General features: G+C 73.4%; 17 protein-coding genes and 1 tRNA gene. 5 read left to right on the top strand and 13 right to left on the bottom strand.

The window, feature by feature from the left end:
• Positions 1-25: 25 nt before the first annotated feature.
• From DNL40_RS13940 to DNL40_RS13920, 5 genes are all read right to left on the bottom strand, one after another.
• Entirely contained in the window at positions 26-688 is a 663-nt protein-coding gene (locus DNL40_RS13940) for a pyroglutamyl-peptidase I (RefSeq protein WP_111251872.1), read from the bottom strand.
• Positions 689-1,339: a dephospho-CoA kinase gene (gene coaE / locus DNL40_RS13935; RefSeq protein WP_111251871.1), complete on the bottom strand. Its 651-nt coding sequence runs from the start codon at positions 1,337-1,339 to the stop codon at positions 689-691. It abuts the gene before it with no gap.
• Between the two features lie 176 nt (positions 1,340-1,515).
• Positions 1,516-2,109: a hypothetical protein gene (locus DNL40_RS13930; protein ID WP_111251870.1), complete on the bottom strand. Its 594-nt coding sequence runs from the start codon at positions 2,107-2,109 to the stop codon at positions 1,516-1,518.
• A complete protein-coding gene (locus DNL40_RS13925; protein ID WP_111251869.1) occupies positions 2,103-2,849 on the bottom strand; it encodes a lytic polysaccharide monooxygenase in 747 nt (248 codons plus the stop codon). The genes DNL40_RS13930 and DNL40_RS13925 overlap by 7 nt, the downstream gene beginning before the upstream one ends.
• A 118-nt stretch (positions 2,850-2,967) precedes the next feature.
• Complete coding sequence (locus DNL40_RS13920) at positions 2,968-3,462, bottom strand: MarR family winged helix-turn-helix transcriptional regulator (protein ID WP_111251868.1); 495 nt, start codon at positions 3,460-3,462, stop codon at positions 2,968-2,970.
• 106 nt (positions 3,463-3,568) lie between these two features.
• Here DNL40_RS13920 and DNL40_RS13915 point away from each other — a divergent pair, with 106 nt between their 5' ends.
• The gene (locus DNL40_RS13915; RefSeq protein WP_111251867.1) at positions 3,569-5,575 is read left to right on the top strand and encodes an ABC transporter ATP-binding protein; all 2,007 of its coding nucleotides are present in this window, start codon (positions 3,569-3,571) and stop codon (positions 5,573-5,575) included.
• Here DNL40_RS13915 and DNL40_RS13910 read toward each other — a convergent pair.
• From DNL40_RS13910 to DNL40_RS13900, 3 genes are all read right to left on the bottom strand, one after another.
• The gene (locus DNL40_RS13910; RefSeq protein WP_111251866.1) at positions 5,511-6,074 is read right to left on the bottom strand and encodes an NUDIX domain-containing protein; all 564 of its coding nucleotides are present in this window, start codon (positions 6,072-6,074) and stop codon (positions 5,511-5,513) included. The genes DNL40_RS13915 and DNL40_RS13910 overlap by 65 nt on opposite strands.
• Positions 6,075-6,303: 229 nt before the next feature.
• Positions 6,304-7,785, bottom strand: a complete 1,482-nt coding sequence (gene rpsA / locus DNL40_RS13905; protein ID WP_111251865.1) for a 30S ribosomal protein S1 — start codon at positions 7,783-7,785, stop codon at positions 6,304-6,306.
• 163 nt (positions 7,786-7,948) lie between these two features.
• Positions 7,949-8,974, bottom strand: a complete 1,026-nt coding sequence (locus tag DNL40_RS13900; RefSeq protein WP_111251947.1) for a 6-phosphofructokinase — start codon at positions 8,972-8,974, stop codon at positions 7,949-7,951.
• A gap of 91 nt (positions 8,975-9,065) precedes the next feature.
• On the opposite strand from DNL40_RS13900, the gene DNL40_RS13895 reads away from it, so the two are divergent.
• Entirely contained in the window at positions 9,066-9,881 is an 816-nt protein-coding gene (locus DNL40_RS13895) for a class I SAM-dependent methyltransferase (RefSeq protein ID WP_111251946.1), read from the top strand.
• Positions 9,882-9,964: 83 nt separating this feature from the next.
• Positions 9,965-10,927, top strand: coding sequence for an LLM class F420-dependent oxidoreductase (locus tag DNL40_RS13890; RefSeq protein ID WP_111251864.1), 963 nt, complete (start codon positions 9,965-9,967; stop codon positions 10,925-10,927).
• Positions 10,928-11,069: 142 nt separating this feature from the next.
• On the opposite strand, the gene polA is transcribed toward DNL40_RS13890, so the two are convergent.
• Complete coding sequence (gene polA / locus DNL40_RS13885) at positions 11,070-13,814, bottom strand: DNA polymerase I (protein WP_111251863.1); 2,745 nt, start codon at positions 13,812-13,814, stop codon at positions 11,070-11,072.
• Here polA and DNL40_RS13880 point away from each other — a divergent pair.
• A complete protein-coding gene (locus tag DNL40_RS13880) occupies positions 13,813-14,226 on the top strand; it encodes a hotdog fold thioesterase (RefSeq protein WP_111251862.1) in 414 nt (137 codons plus the stop codon). The two genes, polA and DNL40_RS13880, sit on opposite strands and share 2 nt — an antisense overlap.
• Before the next feature lie 115 nt (positions 14,227-14,341).
• Here DNL40_RS13880 and DNL40_RS13875 read toward each other — a convergent pair whose 3' ends face one another.
• Both DNL40_RS13875 and DNL40_RS13870 read right to left on the bottom strand, forming a co-directional pair.
• Complete coding sequence (locus DNL40_RS13875) at positions 14,342-15,067, bottom strand: GNAT family N-acetyltransferase (protein WP_111251861.1); 726 nt, start codon at positions 15,065-15,067, stop codon at positions 14,342-14,344.
• Positions 15,068-15,164: 97 nt separating this feature from the next.
• Positions 15,165-15,785 carry an ANTAR domain-containing response regulator gene (locus DNL40_RS13870; RefSeq protein WP_111251945.1) on the bottom strand — a complete coding sequence of 207 codons (621 nt, stop codon included), beginning with the start codon at positions 15,783-15,785 and terminating at the stop codon, positions 15,165-15,167.
• A 224-nt stretch (positions 15,786-16,009) separates the two neighbouring features.
• Between DNL40_RS13870 and DNL40_RS13865 the strand changes: the two genes are divergently transcribed.
• A tRNA-Leu gene (locus DNL40_RS13865) sits at positions 16,010-16,083 on the top strand.
• A 15-nt stretch (positions 16,084-16,098) separates the two neighbouring features.
• Here the strand turns inward: DNL40_RS13865 and DNL40_RS13860 are convergent.
• Positions 16,099-17,427, bottom strand: coding sequence for a UDP-glucose dehydrogenase family protein (locus tag DNL40_RS13860; RefSeq protein ID WP_111251860.1), 1,329 nt, complete (start codon positions 17,425-17,427; stop codon positions 16,099-16,101).
• 88 nt (positions 17,428-17,515) lie between these two features.
• Entirely contained in the window at positions 17,516-18,499 is a 984-nt protein-coding gene (locus tag DNL40_RS13855; RefSeq protein WP_111251859.1) for a glycoside hydrolase family 26 protein, read from the bottom strand.
• Between the last annotated feature and the right edge of the window lie 109 nt (positions 18,500-18,608).

The following is an 18,608-nucleotide window of genomic DNA, read 5'->3' as shown; positions in this document are numbered from 1 at the left end:
CGACACCCGTGGCGCGAGAGCGGCCTCAGTGCTCTGCGCCGGCGGCGAACGTCGTCGGCGGGAGCGTCCCGCGCACGTCCTGCAGCGTGGTCCGGACGACGGTCCCCAGCGCCGCCGCCAGATCGGCCACGGGCAGCGCGCCCCCGTCCCCGGAGCCCTCCTCGACGGTGCGGGGAACGTGCACGAACCCGGTGCGGGTGGCGCCGGCGACTCCCGTCGCCACCAGGTGGCGCAGCGCGTAGAAGGTGGCGTTGCAGACGTACGTCCCCGCCGTGTTCGACACGACGGCGGGCACACCCTGCTCCCGCAGCGCGGCGAGCGCCGCCTTGATCGGCAGGTCCGTCAGGTAGGCGACGGGGGCGCCCTCCACCACGGGCTCGTCGACAGGCGCCCGGCCGTCGTTGTCGGGGATGCGCGCGTCCACCACGTTGACCGCGACGCGCTCGAGACGTACCGCGCCGGTGCCCGCCGCGAGCCCGGCGGCGACGACGACGTCCGGCCGCAGCGCGGCCACGGCCTCCGCGAGCGCTGCGGGAGCGCCGCGGAACGTCACGGGCAGCCGCAGCACGTCGAGCTCCGCCCCTTCGTCCACCGCGTCCCACCCTCGCGCCAGGTGCGCGACCGCCTCCCAGGACGCGTTGACGCGGTCTCCGCCGAACGGCTCGAAGCCGGTGAGCAGGACGCGCACCTAGGCCCCTTGACGCGGGTGGCCGGCCGGGGGGACCGGGACGGTCTGTGCAGCCTGGGCGGCCAGGCGCTCCCACAGCTCGTCCACCTGGGCGCGCAGGTCGTCCTCGGTGCCGCTGCCGTCGAGGACGACGTCGCCGGCGGCCAGGCGCTCGTCGTCCGTGGCCTGGGCGGCGAGCCGTGCTCGCGCGGCCGCCTCGTCCAGACCACGCCGCTCCACCAGCCGGCGCAGACGCTGCTCTGCGGGCGTGTGGACCACGACCACGAGCGCGAACGCGCCGGTCTGCCCGGTCTCTACGAGCAGGGGGATGTCGTGGACGACGACGGCAGCGGCGTCCGCTGCTTCCGCCGCTGCCGCGCGCTCCGCGGCCAGCCGTCGTACCTGCGGGTGGACGATCGCCTCCAGCGCACGGCGTGCGTCGTCGTCACCGAACACGCGTGCGCCCAGCGCCGGACGGTCGAGGGACCCGTCGTCGGCGAGCACCTCCGCACCGAACCGCTCGACCACCTCGGCGAGGCCCGGGCTGCCCGGGGCGACCGCCTCGCGCGCGAGGAGGTCGTGGTCGATCACCACGGCCCCGCGCTCGGACAGCCGCCGCGCGGCGACCGACTTGCCGGCGGCGATGCCGCCCGTCAGCCCGATCCTCAGCATGCGCCCCATCCTGCCGTACGGCGCGGCCCTCGACCGGCGACGAAGGCCAGGTGCAGATGGAGGTGCAGAGGTGCAGGTGCGGGTGGACGGCGGGCACCAGCAGGACGGCGGACGCAGCGCGGGGCCGCGGGACCGTCATGGTCTCCGCAGCCCCGCGCAGGTCCGAGCGGCAGGTCCTACGTACCGCCCTGCGTCTGGGCGTAGAGCGGCGCGATGACAGGCAGGTCGCCCAGGCACGCCTCCACGGCCGCGCCCACGTCCTCCCCCGCGACGCCGTCGGGCACCCCGCGGACCTGGAGGGCCCCGTCCTGCAGGCCGACGTCGTAGCCGTCGGCCGCGAGGCACTCGACCTGGGCCTGGCGCAGGTCGTCGACCTCCGCCGCGGTCACCAGCCAGTCCGAGAGGATCTCGCGTCCGCGCTCGGTGGTGACCTGAGCCAGCGCCTCCTCGAAGCCCTCGGGCACGATGTACTCGACGTCCCCGTGGCCTTCGTGGCCGCCTCCGCCGCCCTGGTCTCCTCCGTCGTGCCCGCCACCCGAGCCGTGGCCGTCGGCCGCGGCCGGATCGTGACCGTCCGCAGGGCTGGGCTCCTGGGACGCCTGCGCCTGCGAGGCGTCAGCCGCGTCGTCCGCAGCGGGGGCCTCGGCGTGCTCACCGTGCCACGCGGGATGGTCGGGACCACCACCAGGCGCGGAGCACCCGGCCAGCGCGAGCGCCACCAGGACGATCAGGCCGGCGCAGCGCCTGGCGCGGGGCTGCACGTTCAGCACGCCCCGAGGTCTCGCCAGACTCCCCACTCACCGCTGTTCGCGGGGTTCTCGCCCAGGGTCCACCACTTGGCCTCGTACAGCCGGCCGCCGTGCGAGACGCGGTCGCCGTTGGTGTAGACGGTCCCCGCGGCCCACGCCGCGGCGTCGCAGCCGTCCGGCGTCCCGGGCTGACCGGGGCCGGGCACCGTGGGCTCGGGCGTCGGCTCAGGAGCCGGGGCCGTGCCGCCACCGCCGACGGTGACGTCCACGCAGGCGTAGAACGCGTTGACCGTGTCGGCGACGTTCCACCGCGCGAGGATCGTGTGGTCCCCCGCCGGCAGGTTGGTCAGCGTGTGCTCGACGACCGCTGGCGGACGGGCCCCGCCGTCGTCGAACGTCTGGTGGAGCCGGCCGTCCACGAAGTACTCCCACGTGCTCGTGGCGTGCATCGCCGTCAGCTGCCACCGCATGGTGACCGTCGAGTCGATGCTCGTGCGCGGCCACGGCAGCGACGCGTTGTCGAGCACCGTGAACCCGCCGCCACCGGAGCACTGCATGGAGCCCTTCGGGGCCTCGACGCTCTGGGGCTCGTACTGGACGCCACCGCAGTCGAAGCTGACGGTGCGCTTGGCACAGTGGTCCTGCCGGCTCGGCGGCGACGAGATCCACCCGTGCGCCGATGCGGACGGCGCGACGAGCACCGGGGCCAGCAGAGCCCCCAGTCCCACGAGTGCCGCTGTCAGGGTCGCGCGCAACTTCATACCTTCTCCTCAATTGGAAGGAATCCGGACAAATACAACCCTATGGTGCGCGCCCTGCCCGGCACAACCCCCTCCCACGTACTACCCGGCGCGACGCAGCGTCCGGCGCCGGCACCGCTCACCCGCCGCGGGTCCGGGGAACGTCCGGCCCCGCCGGTGCGCCGCCGTCGCCCCGGGAGCCGGCGACGGCCCGCAAGAGCCGCACCAGCTCCTCGCGCTCGGCGGGCGCCAGCCGCTCGAGCCGGGTGGCCGCACCACGGCGACGCTCCGCCCAGACGCGCCGGAGCGCGTCACGGCCCGCGTCGGTGAGCTCGACGAGCCGCACCCTGCGGTCCTGCGGGTCCGGCAGCCGTCTCACGTGCCCCTCGGCCTCGGCCTGGTCCACCTTGCTCGTGACCGAGCGCGGGGCGACGTCGAGCGCCGTGGCCAGGTCGACCGCACGGAGCGGCCCCTCGGCCCGCGCGAGGACGCGCAGGAGGCGCGTCTGCCCGGGGGTGACGCCCTCGCGCGACGCCGCCGCGTCACGGCGCAGCGCACGGCTCGCCTCGGTCAGGGCCTCGACGAAGGCACCGGCCACGTCGTCCGTCACGTGCGTCCCGCGCTGGGGGTCCATGCCGGGAATGCTAGCCAAGGTCCTGAGGTTAGGAGATGGTGAGCCAGGCTCACTACCCGCTCGCAGCCTGCCGCCCGACGCAGCCGGCCGACCCCAGGAGGCCCCCATGAGCATGCACTCCCCCGCCGGCGGCCCCGGCGGCATGGGCGGCCGCACCATGCGCACCTTCACGCAGGACCGGTCGGTGGCCGACCACCGCCTGGCCCGCGACACCCTGCGCCGGGTGCTCCGCTTCGCCCGCCCCTACCGCGGCCGCCTCACGTTCTTCCTCGTGCTCCTCGCGGTCGACGCCGCAGCCGGCGCCGCCACCCCGCTCCTGTTCCGCCACCTGATCGACGACGGCATCGCCCAGGGTGACCGAGGGCTCGTCGTGGCCCTGGGCCTCGCGGCCGCGGGGCTCGCGCTCGTCTCGGCCGGGCTCGCAGTGGTCGAACGGTGGGTGTCCGCCCACGTGGGCGAGGGCCTCGTCCTCGACCTGCGCACCGCCGTCTTCGACCACGTCCAGCGCATGCCCCTCGCCTTCTTCTCGCGCGCCCGCACGGGCGCGCTCGTGCAGCGGCTCAACGGTGACGTGCTCGGCGCGCAGCAAGCCTTCACCTCCACGCTCCAGACCGTCGTCTCCAACAGCCTCACCGTCGCCTTCACGCTCGGCGCGATGGTCGTCATGTCCTGGCAGCTCACCCTCCTGGCGCTCGTGCTCCTGCCCGCGTTCGTGCTGCCCGCCCGGTGGTTCGGACGCCGCCTCGCCGACCTCACGCGCCGCACCTACGAGCTCAACGCCGACGCCGGCCAGCTGATGAACGAGCGGTTCAACGTCGCCGGTGCCCACCTCGCCAAGGTGTTCGGCGACCCGGCACGCGAATCGGCCCGGTACGCTGCGCAGGCGCGGGCGCTGCGCGACGTCGGCGTCCAGCGCGCCCTCGTGAGCACCTGGTTCCGGGTCGGGCTGACCACGCTCGCCTCGGTGGCCATCGCCCTCGTGTACGCCGTCGGCGGCCTCCAGGCCATCACCGGCACCCTGACCGTCGGCGTCGTCGTCGCCCTCACCGCCTACCTCGGCCGCCTCTACGGACCCCTCACGGCCCTGTCGAACGTCCAGGTCGACGTCATGACGGCGCTGGTCAGCTTCGAGCGCGTCCTCGAGGTGCTCGACCTCGTCCCCAGCGTCGCCGAGAAGGACGACGCCGACGACCTGCGCGCCGCGGTCGCCGCCGCAGGAGCGAGCATCGAGCTCGACCACGTGCAGTTCAGGTACCCGGGCACCGACGAGGTCTCCCTCGCCTCCCTCGAGCCCGCAGCCCCGCTCGGCAAGGACACCGTCACCGACACCCTCCACGACGTCAGCCTCAGCGCGCCCGCCGGCGCGATGGTCGCGCTCGTGGGGCCGTCTGGCGCAGGCAAGACCACCGTCTCGCAGCTCGTCTCCCGCATGTACGACCCCACCAGCGGCGCCGTCCGCATCGCAGGCGTCGACCTGCGCGACGTGACCTTCGAGTCGCTGCGCGCGACCGTCGGCGTGGTCTCCCAGGAGGCGCACCTCTTCCACGACACGGTCGCCGCGAACCTGCGCTACGCCCGCCCCGAGGCGACAGACTCCGAGCTCGAGGCGGCCATGCGCGCCGCGCGCGTCTGGGACCTCGTCGCCTCGCTGCCCCAGGGCCTGCACACCGTCGTCGGCGACCGGGGCTACCGCCTCTCCGGCGGTGAGCGTCAGCGCCTCGCGATCGCCCGCCTCTTGCTGAAGGCGCCCGACGTCGTCGTCCTCGACGAGGCCACCGCGCACCTCGACTCCGAGTCCGAGGCCGCCGTCCAGGCCGCGCTCGACACCGCCCTCGCGGGGCGGACCTCGCTGGTCATCGCGCACCGCCTGTCGACGGTCCGCCAGGCGGACCTCATCGTCGTGCTCGACGACGGGCGCGTGGTCGAGCAGGGCACGCACACCCAGCTGCTCGACGCCGACGGCCTGTACGCCGAGCTCTACCGCACGCAGTTCGCCCCGGCCAGCGCACAGCCGGCCGGGGCACCCAGCACCGCAGAGCCCGGACCGGTCAGCGGAACCGGCCGAGGTGGATCCCCGCCATCGCCAGCGCCATCACCGTCTCCCCGTCCGTGATCTCTCCCCGGGCCACCATGGTGAGCACCTCGCCGAACGGCACCCAGCGGGCGCCCGCGATGCCGTCCTCCTGCTGGGTCGCGGCCAGCTCGGCGTCGCCCGTCGCCCGGCGCACACCCCGGGCGACGAACACGCGCTCCGGGGCGACGCACACGCCGTTGAGCGCGTCCGCCGCACCGACCTCGGTCCACTCCTCGGCCTCCAGGCCCGCCTCCTCGCGCAGCTCACGCTGCGCAGCCGCGAGCGGGTCCTGCCCGTCGGTCCCGCCGGCCACCACCTCGAGCGAGCGACCCACCGTGTACCGGTCGACATCGACGAGCAGGACCCGCACGTCGCCGTCCTCTGCCTCGTCGAGCGCCACGACGAACACCGCGGGGTGCCGCAGCTCCACCACGCCGTAGACGCCCTCGCGGCCGTCCGGCATCTCGACGGCGTCCTCCCGGACGCGGATCCAACGGTTCTCGTAGGCGGTGCGGGACCGCAGCGTGCGCCAAGCCATGCGCGCCACCCTAGGCCGCCCCGCGCCATCTCCCGGGACCGCGGGCGGCGAGACGGGAGCCACCAGCCACCGCCGGCCGGGGCGACGGAGCGAGCTGGCGGGGCAGGACGGAGGGGGCGGCGGCAGGCGGGGACGACGAGCGGGACGCTGAGAGGGAGAGCCCTCCCCGGGCACGACGGAGGCCCGCCACCCTCGCGGGTGACGGGCCTCCAGAGCGACCGATCGGAGATCAGTTGCCGGTGAGCTTCTCGCGCAGAGCGGCGAGCGCCTCGTCCGAGGCGAGCGTGCCGGTCGCCTCGGCCGCGGGGGCCGAGGTGTACGACGACGAGGAGGAGCCACCACCGGTGCTGCCACCGGTCACGGCGTCCGCAGCAGCGTCGGCGTCGGCCGACAGGGCCGCACGAACCTGCTCGCGGTGCGACTCCCAGCGGGCGTGAGCCTTGGCGTACTCCGCCTCCCAGGCCTCGCGCTGCGCCTCGAAGCCCTCGAGCCACTCGTTGGTCTCGGGGTCGAAGCCCTCCGGGTACTTGTACTCGCCGTTCTCGTCGTACTCGGCGGCCATGCCGTACAGCGCGGGGTCGAAGTCCTCGGACTCCGGGTCCACGCCCTCGTTGGCCTGCTTGAGCGAGAGCGAGATGCGGCGGCGCTCCAGGTCGATGTCGATGACCTTGACGAACACCTCCTGGCCGACGGTGACGACCTGCTCGGGCAGCTCGACGTGGCGCTGCGCCAGCTCGGAGATGTGCACCAGACCCTCGATGCCGTCCTCGACGCGCACGAACGCACCGAACGGGACGAGCTTGGTGACCTTGCCCGGGACGACCTGACCGATCGCGTGGGTCCGGGCGAACGTCTGCCACGGGTCCTCCTGCGTCGCCTTCAGCGACAGGGAGACACGCTCGCGGTCGAAGTCGACGTCGAGGACCTCGACCGTGACCTCCTGGCCCACCTCGACGACCTCGGAGGGGTGGTCGATGTGCTTCCAGGACAGCTCCGAGACGTGCACGAGACCGTCGACGCCGCCGAGGTCCACGAACGCACCGAAGTTGACGATCGACGAGACCACACCGGGGCGCACCTGGCCCTTCTGCAGCGTCTGCAGGAAGGTGGAGCGGACCTCGGACTGCGTCTGCTCGAGCCACGCACGGCGCGAGAGGACGACGTTGTTGCGGTTCTTGTCGAGCTCGATGATCTTGGCCTCGATCTCCTTGCCGACGTACGGCTGGAGGTCGCGGACACGACGCATCTCCACGAGGGAGGCGGGCAGGAAGCCGCGCAGCCCGATGTCGAGGATGAGGCCGCCCTTGACGACCTCGATGACGGTGCCGGTGACGACGCCGTCCTCCTCCTTGATCTTCTCGATCGTGCCCCAGGCGCGCTCGTACTGGGCGCGCTTCTTGGACAGGATCAGGCGACCCTCCTTGTCCTCCTTCTGGAGGACGAGCGCCTCGACGGCGTCACCGACGGCGACGACCTCGCCCGGGTCGACGTCGTGCTTGATGGAGAGCTCGCGCGAGGGGATGACGCCCTCGGTCTTGTAGCCGATGTCAAGGAGGACCTCGTCACGGTCGACCTTGACGATCGTGCCCTCGACGATGTCACCGTCGTTGAAGTACTTGATGGTGGCGTCGACGGCGGCAAGGAAGTCGTCCTCGGTGCCAATGTCGTTGACGGCGACCTGCGGGGCGGACTTCGTGGTGGAGATGGTCATGTAGTGGATGCTCCGATGCGGACAAGGAGTCGTGCGGACAGGGACTTGGTGATCGAGCCCCACACCGCCGTCCAGGCTGTGGACTGACGACGGGCGCACGGCACCGCCGTCCATCTTAGCGATGGCCGGCAGCCAGGGTCAACGCCACCACGGGGCGCGTGCGTCACGCCAGGGCGCGTGCCACCTCGAGCATCTCCGCCGGGACGTGCTTGACCTTCCCCGCGACGTCCGCGAGAGGGACCAGCACCACGTCGTCGCCGCGCAGCGCCGTCATCACCCCGGTCTCGCCGCGCGTCACCGCATCGATCGCCGCCACCCCGAACCGTGAGCCGAGGATGCGGTCGGCCGGGGTCGGGATGCCGCCGCGCTGGATGTGCCCCAGCACCGTCACGCGGGTGTCGAACCCGGTGCGCTGCTCGATCTCCGCCTTGAGCCGCTCGCTCACGCTCCCCGCCACGATCTCCCCGAACCGGCCGAGCTGCGTCTCGTACTCCATCGACGTGCCGGCCGCCGGCACCGCACCCTCGGCCACCACGATGATCGAGAAGCTCGCGTGCGCCCGGTGCCGGTGCTTGAGGAACCGCACCACCCGGTCGATGTCGAACGGCGCCTCGGGGGCCAGCACCAGCTCGGCCCCGCCGGCGATGCCTGCCGTCGTCGCGATCCAGCCCGCCGAGCGCCCCATCACCTCCACGATCATCACCCGGTTGTGCGACTCGGCCGTGGTGTGGATCCGGTCCACCGCCTCTGTCGCGATCGTCACGGCCGTGTCGAAGCCAATCGAGCGGTCGGTGCCCCACACGTCGTTGTCGATCGTCTTGGGGATCGCGACCATCCGCACGCCCGCCTCGGCGACCTTGCTCGCCGCGTGCAGCGTGCCGTCCCCGCCGATGCAGATCAGCGCCTCGATCCGCTCGGCCTCGAGCGTCGCGAGCACCGCGTCGATGCCGCCGTCCGCCTCGTTCGGGTGGTACCGGGCCGTGCCGAGCAGGGTGCCACCGGTCGCCAGCACGTTGCGGATGTGCTGGCGGGTCAGCGGGAGCACGTCACCGTCCGCCAGGCCGCGCCACCCGTTGCGGAACCCGATCACCGAGTGGCCGTGCTCTCCCTCACCCCGCTTGACCACCGCACGGATCGCCGCGTTGAGGCCAGGCACGTCGCCGCCTCCGGTCAGGACTCCGACTCGCACGAACCTCACGCCTCTCGCTAGCGCCGCGGCACGCGACCCGCGTACCGGTGCGATCGTAGCGGTGTGGCCTGTCCACGTCAGAATGGCACGCATGAGCGACATCGAGTCCGTCGGATTTCACCACGTCCCCGACGCCGAGGGCGGCGCCGCCGGCCGCGGCTGGTGGGACGCCAACGCCGCCGAGTACCTCGAGGAGCACGGTGAGTTCCTCGGCGACGCCGCCTTCCGGTGGGGTCCCGAAGGCCTCACCGAGGCCGAGGCCGGGCTGCTCGGCGACGTCGTCGGCCGGCAGGTCCTCGAGGTCGGGGCCGGCGCCGCCCAGTGCTCCCGCTGGCTGGCCGCCCAGGGCGCGGACGTGGTCGCCACGGACGTCTCCGCCGGCATGCTCGCCGGCGCCGCACGCCTCGACACCGCCACGGGCGTCCACGTGCCGGTGCTGCAGGCCGACGCTCGTGCGCTGCCCTTCGCCGACGCCTCCTTCGACGTCGTCTTCACCTCGTTCGGCGCCATCCCGTTCGTGCCCGACGCCGCGCGCGTCCACGCCGAGGCCGCGCGCGTCCTGCGGCCCGGCGGACGCTGGGTCTTCTCCGTGACGCACCCGCTGCGATGGGCGTTCCCCGACGACCCGACCACGCGCGGGCTCACCGCGATCCGTTCCTACTTCGACCGGCGCCCCTACGTGGAGCAGGACGCCGCCGGCCGCGTCCTGTACGCCGAGTACCACCGCACCCTGGGCGACCACGTCAGGGACGTCGCCCGGGCCGGGCTGCGCCTGCTGGACGTCGTCGAGCCGGAGTGGCCCGCGTGGAACGACCAGGTCTGGGGCGGATGGGGGCCGGAGCGCGGCGCCTACCTGCCGGGCACGGCAGTCTTCGTCACCGTCCGCGACGGCACCACGGCCCGCTGAGCGGTGGCCGGGCGCCCCTGGACGCGGGACGCCGGGCGCCCGCCCCGGTGCGAGCGGGGCGCGCCCTCCCTAGCGTCGGGAGCATGAGAATCGGGTACACCCTCATGACCGAGCAGAGCGCTCCGACCGACCTCGTCCGTTACGCGGTCGCCGCCGAGCAGGCCGGTTTCGACTTCGAGGTCTGCAGCGACCACTACTCGCCCTGGCTGGCCGAGCAGGGCCACGCGCCCAACGCGTGGGTGACCCTCGGTGCCGTCGCCCAGGCCACCGAGCGGGTCGAGCTCATGACCTACGTCACGTGCCCCACCATCCGGTACCACCCGGCCGTCGTGGCCCAGCAGGCCGCGACCCTCCAGCTCCTCTCCGAAGGTCGCTTCACCCTCGGCCTCGGGTCCGGGGAGAACCTCAACGAGCACGTCGTCGGGGAGGGCTGGCCTTCCGTGGCCGTGCGGCACGACATGCTGGCGGAGGCCGTCCACCTGGTCCGCGAGCTGCACACCGGCGACCTCGTCACCTGGGAGGGCGAGTACTTCCGCGTCGACTCCGCCCGCATCTGGGACGTGCCCGACGGCGGCGTGCCCATCGGCGTCGCCGTCTCAGGTCACGAGTCCGTCTCCGCCCTGGCCCCGCTGGCCGACCACCTCATCCAGGTCATGCCCGACGCCGACGTCGTGCAGGACTGGGCCGAGCACCACGAGGGCCCCTCGCGCGTGATCGGCCAGGTGCCGATCTGCTGGGACCCCGACGAGGAGGCGGCTGTCCGACGCGCCCACGAGCAGTTCCGCTGGTTCGGTGGCGGGTGGGCGGTCAACGCCGACCTGCCGACCCCCGCCGGGTTCGCCGCCGCTACCCAGTTCGTGCGCCCCGAGGACGTCGCCGCATCCATCGCCTGCGGCCCCGACCTCGACCGGATCGCCGAGAGCGCCCGCCCGTTCCTCGACGCCGGCTTCACCGACCTCGCGTTCGTCCAGATCGGCGACGAGGGACAGGAGAGGTTCCTCGCCGAGGCCGCCGAGCCGCTCCTCGAGCGCGCCCGAGCGCTGTAACGGCGGCTCGCGCGCCGGAGCGCTCTCCACGCCGCGGTCGCGCGACCGTACGGCAGAGGGCCCGCACCACCGGCGGTGCGGGCCCTCTGCACGGGTCCTCGGTGCTGACCGGACGGCACCCGGGGCGGGTGCGGCAGGCGGGTCAGTGACCGGCGTCGTGCCACGTCTCGCCGGCGCCCACCGAGACGTCGAGGGGGACGTCGAGCTCGTACGCGGCACCCATCTGCGTGCGCAGCACCTCTTCTGCCTGCTCCCGCTCCCCTGGCCACACCTCGACGACGAGCTCGTCGTGCACCTGGAGCAGCAGCCGCGAGCGCAGCCCCTGGGCGTCCAGCTCGGCCTGGACCTTGAGCATCGCCAGCTTGATGATGTCGGCCGCGCTGCCCTGGATCGGGGCGTTCAGGGCCATGCGCTCCGCCATCTGACGGCGCTGGCGGTTGTCGCTCGTGAGGTCCGGCAGGTAGCGCCGACGGCCGAGGATCGTGGCGGTCCAGCCCGTGGCACGCGCCTCCTCCACCACGCCGTCCAGGTAGTCGCGCACCCCGCCGAACCGTGCGAAGTAGTCGTCCATCAGGCCCTGCGCCTCACCCGTGGTGATGGCGAGCTGCTGGGAGAGGCCGAAGGCCGAGAGGCCGTAGGCCAGGCCGTAGGACATGGCCTTGACCTTGGAGCGCATCTCGGCGGTGACGCCCGCCGGCTCGACGCCGAAGACGCGCGACCCCACGTAGCGGTGCAGGTCCTCTCCCGAGCGGAACGCCTCGATCAGGCCCGCGTCCTGGGACAGGTGCGCCATGATCCGCATCTCGATCTGCGAGTAGTCCGCCGTCAGCAGCGTCTCGTACCCCTCGCCGACCCGGAAGGCGCGACGGATCTGGCGCCCTGCCTCGGTGCGGATCGGGATGTTCTGCAGGTTCGGGTCGGTCGAGCTGAGCCGACCGGTCGCGGCGATCGTCTGCTGGAAGGTGGTGTGGATGCGGCCGTCGGTCGCCACCGACTTGAGCAGGCCCTCGACGGTGGAGCGCAGCTTGCTGGCGTCCCGGTGGGCCAGCAGGTGCTCCAGGAACGGGTGGCCCGTGCGGGCGAAGAGCTCGGCGAGCGCCGACGCGTCGGTGGTGTATCCCGTCTTCGTCTTCTTCGTCTTGGGCATCCCGAGCTGGTCGAAGAGCACCTCCTGCAGCTGCTTGGGGCTGCCGAGGTTCACCTCCCGACCGATCGCCTCGTACGCGTCGGCCGCCGCCGCGGCGACCTGGTCGGCGAACGCGCGCTCCAGGTCGGTGAGGTACTCGACGTCGGCTGCGATACCCCTTGCCTCCATGCGCTCCAGCACGCGCGACAGCGGCAGCTCGACGTCGGACAGCAGGCCCGCGGCGTCGCGGTCGGTGAGCTGACCTTCGAGCGCCTCCGCGAGCTCCAGGACCGCGGCGGCCCTCGTGGCCTCGCGCGCTCCCCGCCCAGCGGACGCACCGAGGTCCAGGTCGAGAGCGCCCTGCGCCTCTTCCTCCTCCGCGACCCTCAGCTCGCGCCCGAGGTGCCGCGTCACGAGGTCACCCAGGTCGTAGCCGCGCTGGTCCGGGTAGCACAGGTAGGCGGCGAGCTCGGTGTCGAAGACGACGCCGGCGAGCTCGAGCCCGCGGGACGCCAGCGCGTGCCAGGCCGCCTTGGCCCCGTGCAGCACCTTCGGGGCCGCCGGGTCTGCGAGCCACGCCGCGAGCGCCTTCTCGTCCGCGGGCGAGATGTCGGCCATGTCGTAGGCCACCGCCTCGGCGCCGTCGGCGAGCGCGACGCCCCAGGCGTCGCCGCCCACGGGGACGGCCCGGCCCGAGACCTCGACGCCGACGCGACCGCTACGGCCCGCGAGCCATCCCTGGAGCCCGCCGGCAGGCAGCTCGGTGACCTCCAGGTCGAAGCCCGCCCCGGGGTCGACGGCGGTGTCGTCCGCCGCCGGGTCGACGGCGAGGAGGCGGTCGCGCAGGGTGCCGAACTGGAGCGTGTCCGACACCCGGTGCACGGCCTCCCGGTCGAACCCCTGCAGCCGCAGGTCGTCCGGGCCCAGCGGCAGCTCGACGTCGCGCAGCAGGGCGTTGAGCTCCCGGTTGAGGCGGACCTGCTCGACGGCCCCGCGCAGGTTCTCCGCCGCCTTGCCCTTGAGCTCGTCGACGTGCTCGAGCAGGGCCTCCAGGCCCCCGTACTGGGTGATCCACTTCGCGGCCGTCTTTGGCCCCACCCCCGGCACGCCGGGAAGGTTGTCGCTGGTCTCGCCCACGAGGGCAGCGAGGTCGGGGTAGCGCTCGGGCGGCACGCCGTACTTGTCCGCCACGGCGTCGGGCGTCATGCGGGTCAGCTCCGAGACGCCGCGCACCGGGTAGAGCAGCGTGACGTCCGCGTCGACGAGCTGCAGCGAGTCGCGGTCGCCCGAGCAGACGAGAACCTCCATCCCGGCGGCCGACGCCTGCGTCACGAGGGTCGCGATGATGTCGTCCGCCTCGAAGCCCTCGCGCTCGATCGCCGGCACGCGCAGCGCCTCCAGGACCTCCTTGATGAGCGGCACCTGGCCCTTGAAGGGCGCCGGCGTCTCGCTGCGCGTGCCCTTGTACTCGGCGTACCGCTCGGTGCGGAAGGACCTGCGCGAGACGTCGAACGCCACGGCCAGGTGCGTCGGGCGCTCGTCGCCGAGCAGCTTGGTCAGCATGGAGGTGAAGCCGAACACCGCGTTGGTGACCTGCCCCGACGTGGTGGCCATCGTGTCGGGCAGCGCGTAGAACGCCCGGTAGGCCATCGAGTGACCGTCGATGAGCAGGAGGCGTGGGCGCGGGGCCTGGCCGTCGGCGGGCACGTCGGGAGAGCTGGTTGGCGCGGAGGTCGTCACGGGTGCCAACCTACCTGTCATGACCGACACCTCCCCGGCCGCGGCCGCCGCGCCGTACGACCTCTCGGGCACCCTGATCGAGCGGATGGGCATCGAGCTGACGCACGTGAGCGCCGAGCGCACGACCGGCACGATGCCCGTCGCGGGGAACACGCAGCCGATGGGGCTGCTGCACGGCGGCGCGTCGGCGGTGCTGGCCGAGACGCTGGGCTCCGTGGCGGCCCAGGTGCACGCCGGTCCGGGCCGTGCCGCCGTCGGCATCGAGCTCAGCGCCACCCACCACCGCTCGGCCCGCTCCGGCGTCGTCACGGGCGAGGCCGTGGCCCTCAGCCTCGGGCGCAGCCTGGCGTCGTACGAGATCGTCGTCCGGGACGAGGAGGGGAACCGGGTGTGCACGTCACGGCTGACGTGCATGCTGCTCGACCAGCGCTGACCAGGTCGGCCGCGGGGCGAGGGCGTTCCGCACGGGGTCGGCCGCACCAGCATCTGCCGGCCCGGGTCCGCCCTCCGCGAGGGTCATCCCCCTGACGGGTGTGCGGGTCCCGGGCTCAGGACGCGGAGCGCGCCGGCCCTGGCCCTCCCGTGCGCCCCTCCACGTGGCGACGCTCCTCGTGGCGACGCTCCTCGCGTCGCTGCTCCTCCTGGAACGCACGCAGGTCGAGCGGGCCGGACGGCAGGCCGGCCTCCCGCGCACGACGACGGCGAGCGATGATCTCCTCGATGGCGGCACGCGTCGACTCCCGGCGGCCGCGCGGGCGCACCTCGCGACGCGGCAGCGCGGTGCCCTCCTGGGCGAAGCGCCGCAGGAGCGCCGAGGTCGCCACCACGCGGTGGCCGGCAGCGGGGGCGAAACCGAGCCGCGCGAGGAAGCGCTGCATCCCGCGGTCCCCCGCGGGCGGCACGCCGTAGACGTGCTGAGCACCCGCCTCGCCGGCGAGCGCCGCCGCACCGGACACGAGCGAGTGGCCGACGCCCCGTCGCCGCGCGTCGGGGGCGACGAAGAGCGTGTCGACCACCAGGGCCGACTCGGTGGCGAACAGGTGCGGGCCCACCGTGCGGGCGAGCAGGAAGCCCACCACCTGACCGTCGACCTCGGCCACGAGCACCTGCCCGCCCGAGGCGAGGTACACCGACAGGTGCGTCAGCAGGGCGTCCTCGGTGGCGTGCTCGGCCGGGACACCCAGCGGGGCGACAGCGCGCGCTGCCGCGGTCAGCGCGGCGACCGCGACGAGGTCGTCACGGTCCGCGGGGCGGATCTCCGGCGTCGAGCGCATCTCACCCTCCTCGGACTGGCGCTGGTGGTGGCACGGGCCACTCGCCTGCCGACGATAGCCGCGTGCCGAGGCCCGCACAACGATGCGGGCCGGCGGGTCAGGCCCCGCCGACCTGCTCGATCACGGCGTCGGCGACCTCGCGCATCGTCAGGCGGCGGTCCATCGACGTCTTCTGGATCCAGCGGAACGCCTCCGGCTCCGACAGGCCCATCTTCGTCTGCAGGAGACCCTTGGCCCGGTCGACGCGCTTGCGCGTCTCGAAGCGCTCCGTGAGGTCCGCGACCTCGGCCTCGAGAGCACCGATCTGCTGGTAGCGAGAGATCGCGATCTCCACGGCCGGCAGCAGGTCGGCCGGCGTGAACGGCTTGACGACGTACGCCATGGCGCCGGCGTCGCGGGCGCGCTCGACCAGCTCGGTCTGGGAGAAGGCCGTCAGCAGCACGACGGGGGCCGCGTGGGCCTTGCCGATGCGCTCCGCCGCGGAGATGCCGTCGAGCTCCGGCATCTTGACGTCCATGACCACGACGTCGGGCTTGAGCTCGACGGCGAGAGAGACGGCCGTCTCGCCGTCGCCGGCCTCGCCCACGACGTCGAAGCCGGCCTCACGGAGCGTCTCCACGACGTCCATGCGGATCAGGGCCTCGTCCTCGGCGACCACGGCGCGTCGCGCCGGGCGCGCTGCGGGAGCGGGCTCAGGGGCGGTCTCCTGCTCGATCATCGGGGGCAGGTCCAGCGGCAGCTTCGCTGCGGGGCGCTCGTCAGTGGGCTTCTCGGTCACAGGCTCATCCTAGTCCCGCACGACGGGCGGCCCGCCTCCGGGTGGCCGACGGCGGGTCGCCGACGCGCCACCGTGTGACACGGCTCTCACCGTGGCGGCCCGGGCTGCCAGCCCCGGGCCGCCGTGTGGTTCGATGGTCCTCGCACGTGCCCCAGCGGCCGCGCGCCCCGGTAGCCCAACTGGCAGAGGCATCCGACTCAAACTCGGAGTGTTGCGGGTTCGACTCCCGCCCGGGGTACCCACGACGCCCAGCTCAGGCGGCGCGGCCCAGCCCGCGCACCTCCCAGCCCGCGGCGCTCCACCTGCCCAGGTCCAGCCGGCCCCGTGCGTCGATCACCCGCGGGTGCGCGGTCAGCCCCGCCAGCTGAGCGGGGTCCGCACCCAGGAACTCGTCCCACTCCGTGAGCAGCAGCACGACGTCGGTGCCCTCCACCGCCTCGCGCGTGGAGGTCGCGAAGCCGAGCGTGGGGAACGTGCGCCGCGCCGTCTCCCCCGCCTGCGGGTCGTACACGGTGACCTGCGCACCCTGCAGGTGCAGGGCCGCGGCCACGTTGAGCGCGGGCGAGTCGCGGACGTCGTCGGTGCCGGGCTTGAACGCGGCCCCCAGCACACCTACCCGCCGGTTCAGCACGGAGCCTCCGCAGGCCTCGACCGCCATCGCGACCGTCCGCCCCCGCTGGGCCATGTTGATCTCGTCGACCTGCTGCAGCAGCGCGGCCGCCCGGTGGGCGCCCAGCTCCCGCGACCGGTGCATGAGCGCCCGGATGTCCTTGGGCAGGCACCCGCCCCCGAAGCCCAGGCCCGCGTCGAGGAACTGCCGCCCGATGCGCACGTCGTGACCCAGCGCGTCAGCGAGCACCGTGACGTCGGCGCCTGCCGCCTCGCACACCGCCGCGATGGCGTTCACGAACGAGATCTTGGTGGCGAGGAACGCGTTCGCGCTGACCTTGACGAGCTCGGCCGTCGGCAGGTCGGCGACGACCACGGGGGTGCCCTCCGCGATCGGGCCGGCGTACAGGGTCCGCAGGGTGGCCTCCGCCTCCGGGCTCGTGCCACCCAGCACGATCCGGTCCGGGTGCAGCGTGTCGTGGACCGCCTTGCCCTCCCGCAGGAACTCCGGGTTCCAGACGAGCTCGACGCGCAGGTCGGTGGGCACCTGCGGCCGGATCAGCTCTCGCAGCCGGGCCGCCGTGCCCACCGGCACCGTCGACTTGCCGACGATGAGAGCGTCGTGGTCGAGGTGGGCGGCCAGCCCCGTCACCGCCGCCTCGACGTACGAGAGGTCGGCGGCATGGCTCGTCGCGCGCTGCGGGGTGCCGACGCACACGAAGTGCACGTCCGCCCACCGCGCCGCCTCGGCGAGGTCCGTAGTGAAGCGCAGCCGGCCGGACTCGGTGTGCCGCTGGAGCAGGACGTCCAGCCCAGGCTCGTAGAACGGCACCTTGCCGGCCGCGAGGGCGTCGATCTTCGCCTGGTCCGTGTCGACACCGACCACCTCGAACCCGAGCTCGGCCATGGCCGCGGCGTGGGTGGCGCCCAGGTATCCCGTCCCGATCACGCTGACGCGCGGGTTGCTGTCCATGATGTTCCTCCGTCGGTCTGTCACGTAGGTCTCGTGGGTGCCTCGTGGGTGCTTGGGCCGGCCTCGGTCCCGGGGCCGGCCTGCGTGCTCACTGGGGTTCGGGCAGCGGGCTCCAGGGAGTGCTGGCGAGCCCGTTGCTGAACATGGCGAGGGAGTCTCGCCGGGAGTCGACGCGCCAGTCGTTCGTCAGACGCTCGCCCTGCACCACGGTGGTGATGGCGAGGTTGAACCAGGCGAAGCCGACGATGTCGGAGTTCTCCGGCTGGCGCAGGCCCCAGAAGAAGTGGTCGAGCCACCGGGGCTTGCGGTCACCGATCTCGCTGGCCCCGATCTCGGCCAGCAGGATGGGCTTGCCGGGCGCGACCTGGCGCAGGTGGCTGAGCGTCGCACCGAACGTGTCGACGAAGGTGGGCTGGCGGTCTCCGTAAGGCGGGCGCCAGTAGGCGGACATGCCCACCCAGTCGACGTAGTCGTCACCCGGGTACTGGGTGGCCAGGTACTCCACGCTCCGGTTGGCGGTGGGCACCAGGTTCACCCGGTTCGGGGCCCACACCCAGATGACCAGGTCGTTGGCGCCCTCGGCCGCGAAGATGTCGTGGACGTGCTGCCACACCCGGACGTAGTCGCCCTGCCGGTTGCCGTTGACGCCGTCCGACCACGGGTACCAGTTGCCGTTCATCTCGTGGTTGAGCCGGATGGCGAGCGGGAGGCCGAGGGCTGCCACGTCCCGGGCGTACTGGCGCAGGTACTCGTCGTGGCGGCCCGAGAGGATCACCTCGGAGGTGTAGTCGGGCTCGATCACCTGGTCGTTCGGGGAGGACAGGGGCCGTGCCTCCCAGGTCAGCACGGGCAGCTCGCCGTGCTGCCAGGACCGCTGGACCCCCTCGGGGCGGAACGGCCCGTCCCAGCCCTGGAAGTACCCGGTGATGGTCGTGTCGTGCTGCTCCCCCACCTTGGTCTGCACCATGTCGTACGTGGCCCAGTTCCACGGCGCCTGCTCGGTGTACAGCCCCCACCAGCGGGCACCCGACGCCGCGGCCTCGAGGATCTGCGCCTTGGTGGGCGCACGCACCGGGTCGGGCTCCGCAGGCGGGGACGGCTCGGCAGGGGGCGTGGGCGCCGGGGAACTGGGCCACGTACGACATGGTGCAGACCAAGGTGGGGGAGCAGCACGACACGAC

The sequence above is a fragment of the Xylanimonas oleitrophica genome, from assembly GCF_003244315.1.
GTDB lineage: Bacteria > Actinomycetota > Actinomycetes > Actinomycetales > Cellulomonadaceae > Xylanimonas_A > Xylanimonas_A oleitrophica.
The sequence above is the reverse complement of the archived record's forward strand: the minus strand, read 5'-3'. Positions and strand labels throughout refer to the sequence as shown.

Excerpts from the sequence above, each read along its gene's own strand:
- DNL40_RS13880 (WP_111251862.1), top strand. The coding sequence starts at position 13,813 with ATGACCGACACCTCCCCGGCCGCGGCCGCCGCGCCGTACGACCTCTCG.
- polA (WP_111251863.1), bottom strand. The coding sequence starts at position 13,814 with ATGACAGGTAGGTTGGCACCCGTGACGACCTCCGCGCCAACCAGCTCT.
- DNL40_RS13895 (WP_111251946.1), top strand. The coding sequence starts at position 9,066 with ATGAGCGACATCGAGTCCGTCGGATTTCACCACGTCCCCGACGCCGAG.
- DNL40_RS13875 (WP_111251861.1), bottom strand. The coding sequence starts at position 15,067 with ATGCGCTCGACGCCGGAGATCCGCCCCGCGGACCGTGACGACCTCGTC.
- DNL40_RS13915 (WP_111251867.1), top strand. The coding sequence starts at position 3,569 with ATGAGCATGCACTCCCCCGCCGGCGGCCCCGGCGGCATGGGCGGCCGC.
- DNL40_RS13870 (WP_111251945.1), bottom strand. The coding sequence starts at position 15,785 with ATGATCGAGCAGGAGACCGCCCCTGAGCCCGCTCCCGCAGCGCGCCCG.
- DNL40_RS13910 (WP_111251866.1), bottom strand. The coding sequence starts at position 6,074 with ATGGCTTGGCGCACGCTGCGGTCCCGCACCGCCTACGAGAACCGTTGG.
- DNL40_RS13890 (WP_111251864.1), top strand. The coding sequence starts at position 9,965 with ATGAGAATCGGGTACACCCTCATGACCGAGCAGAGCGCTCCGACCGAC.
- DNL40_RS13920 (WP_111251868.1), bottom strand. The coding sequence starts at position 3,462 with ATGGACCCCCAGCGCGGGACGCACGTGACGGACGACGTGGCCGGTGCC.
- DNL40_RS13925 (WP_111251869.1), bottom strand. The coding sequence starts at position 2,849 with ATGAAGTTGCGCGCGACCCTGACAGCGGCACTCGTGGGACTGGGGGCT.
- DNL40_RS13860 (WP_111251860.1), bottom strand. The coding sequence starts at position 17,427 with ATGGACAGCAACCCGCGCGTCAGCGTGATCGGGACGGGATACCTGGGC.
- coaE (WP_111251871.1), bottom strand. The coding sequence starts at position 1,339 with ATGCTGAGGATCGGGCTGACGGGCGGCATCGCCGCCGGCAAGTCGGTC.
- rpsA (WP_111251865.1), bottom strand. The coding sequence starts at position 7,785 with ATGACCATCTCCACCACGAAGTCCGCCCCGCAGGTCGCCGTCAACGAC.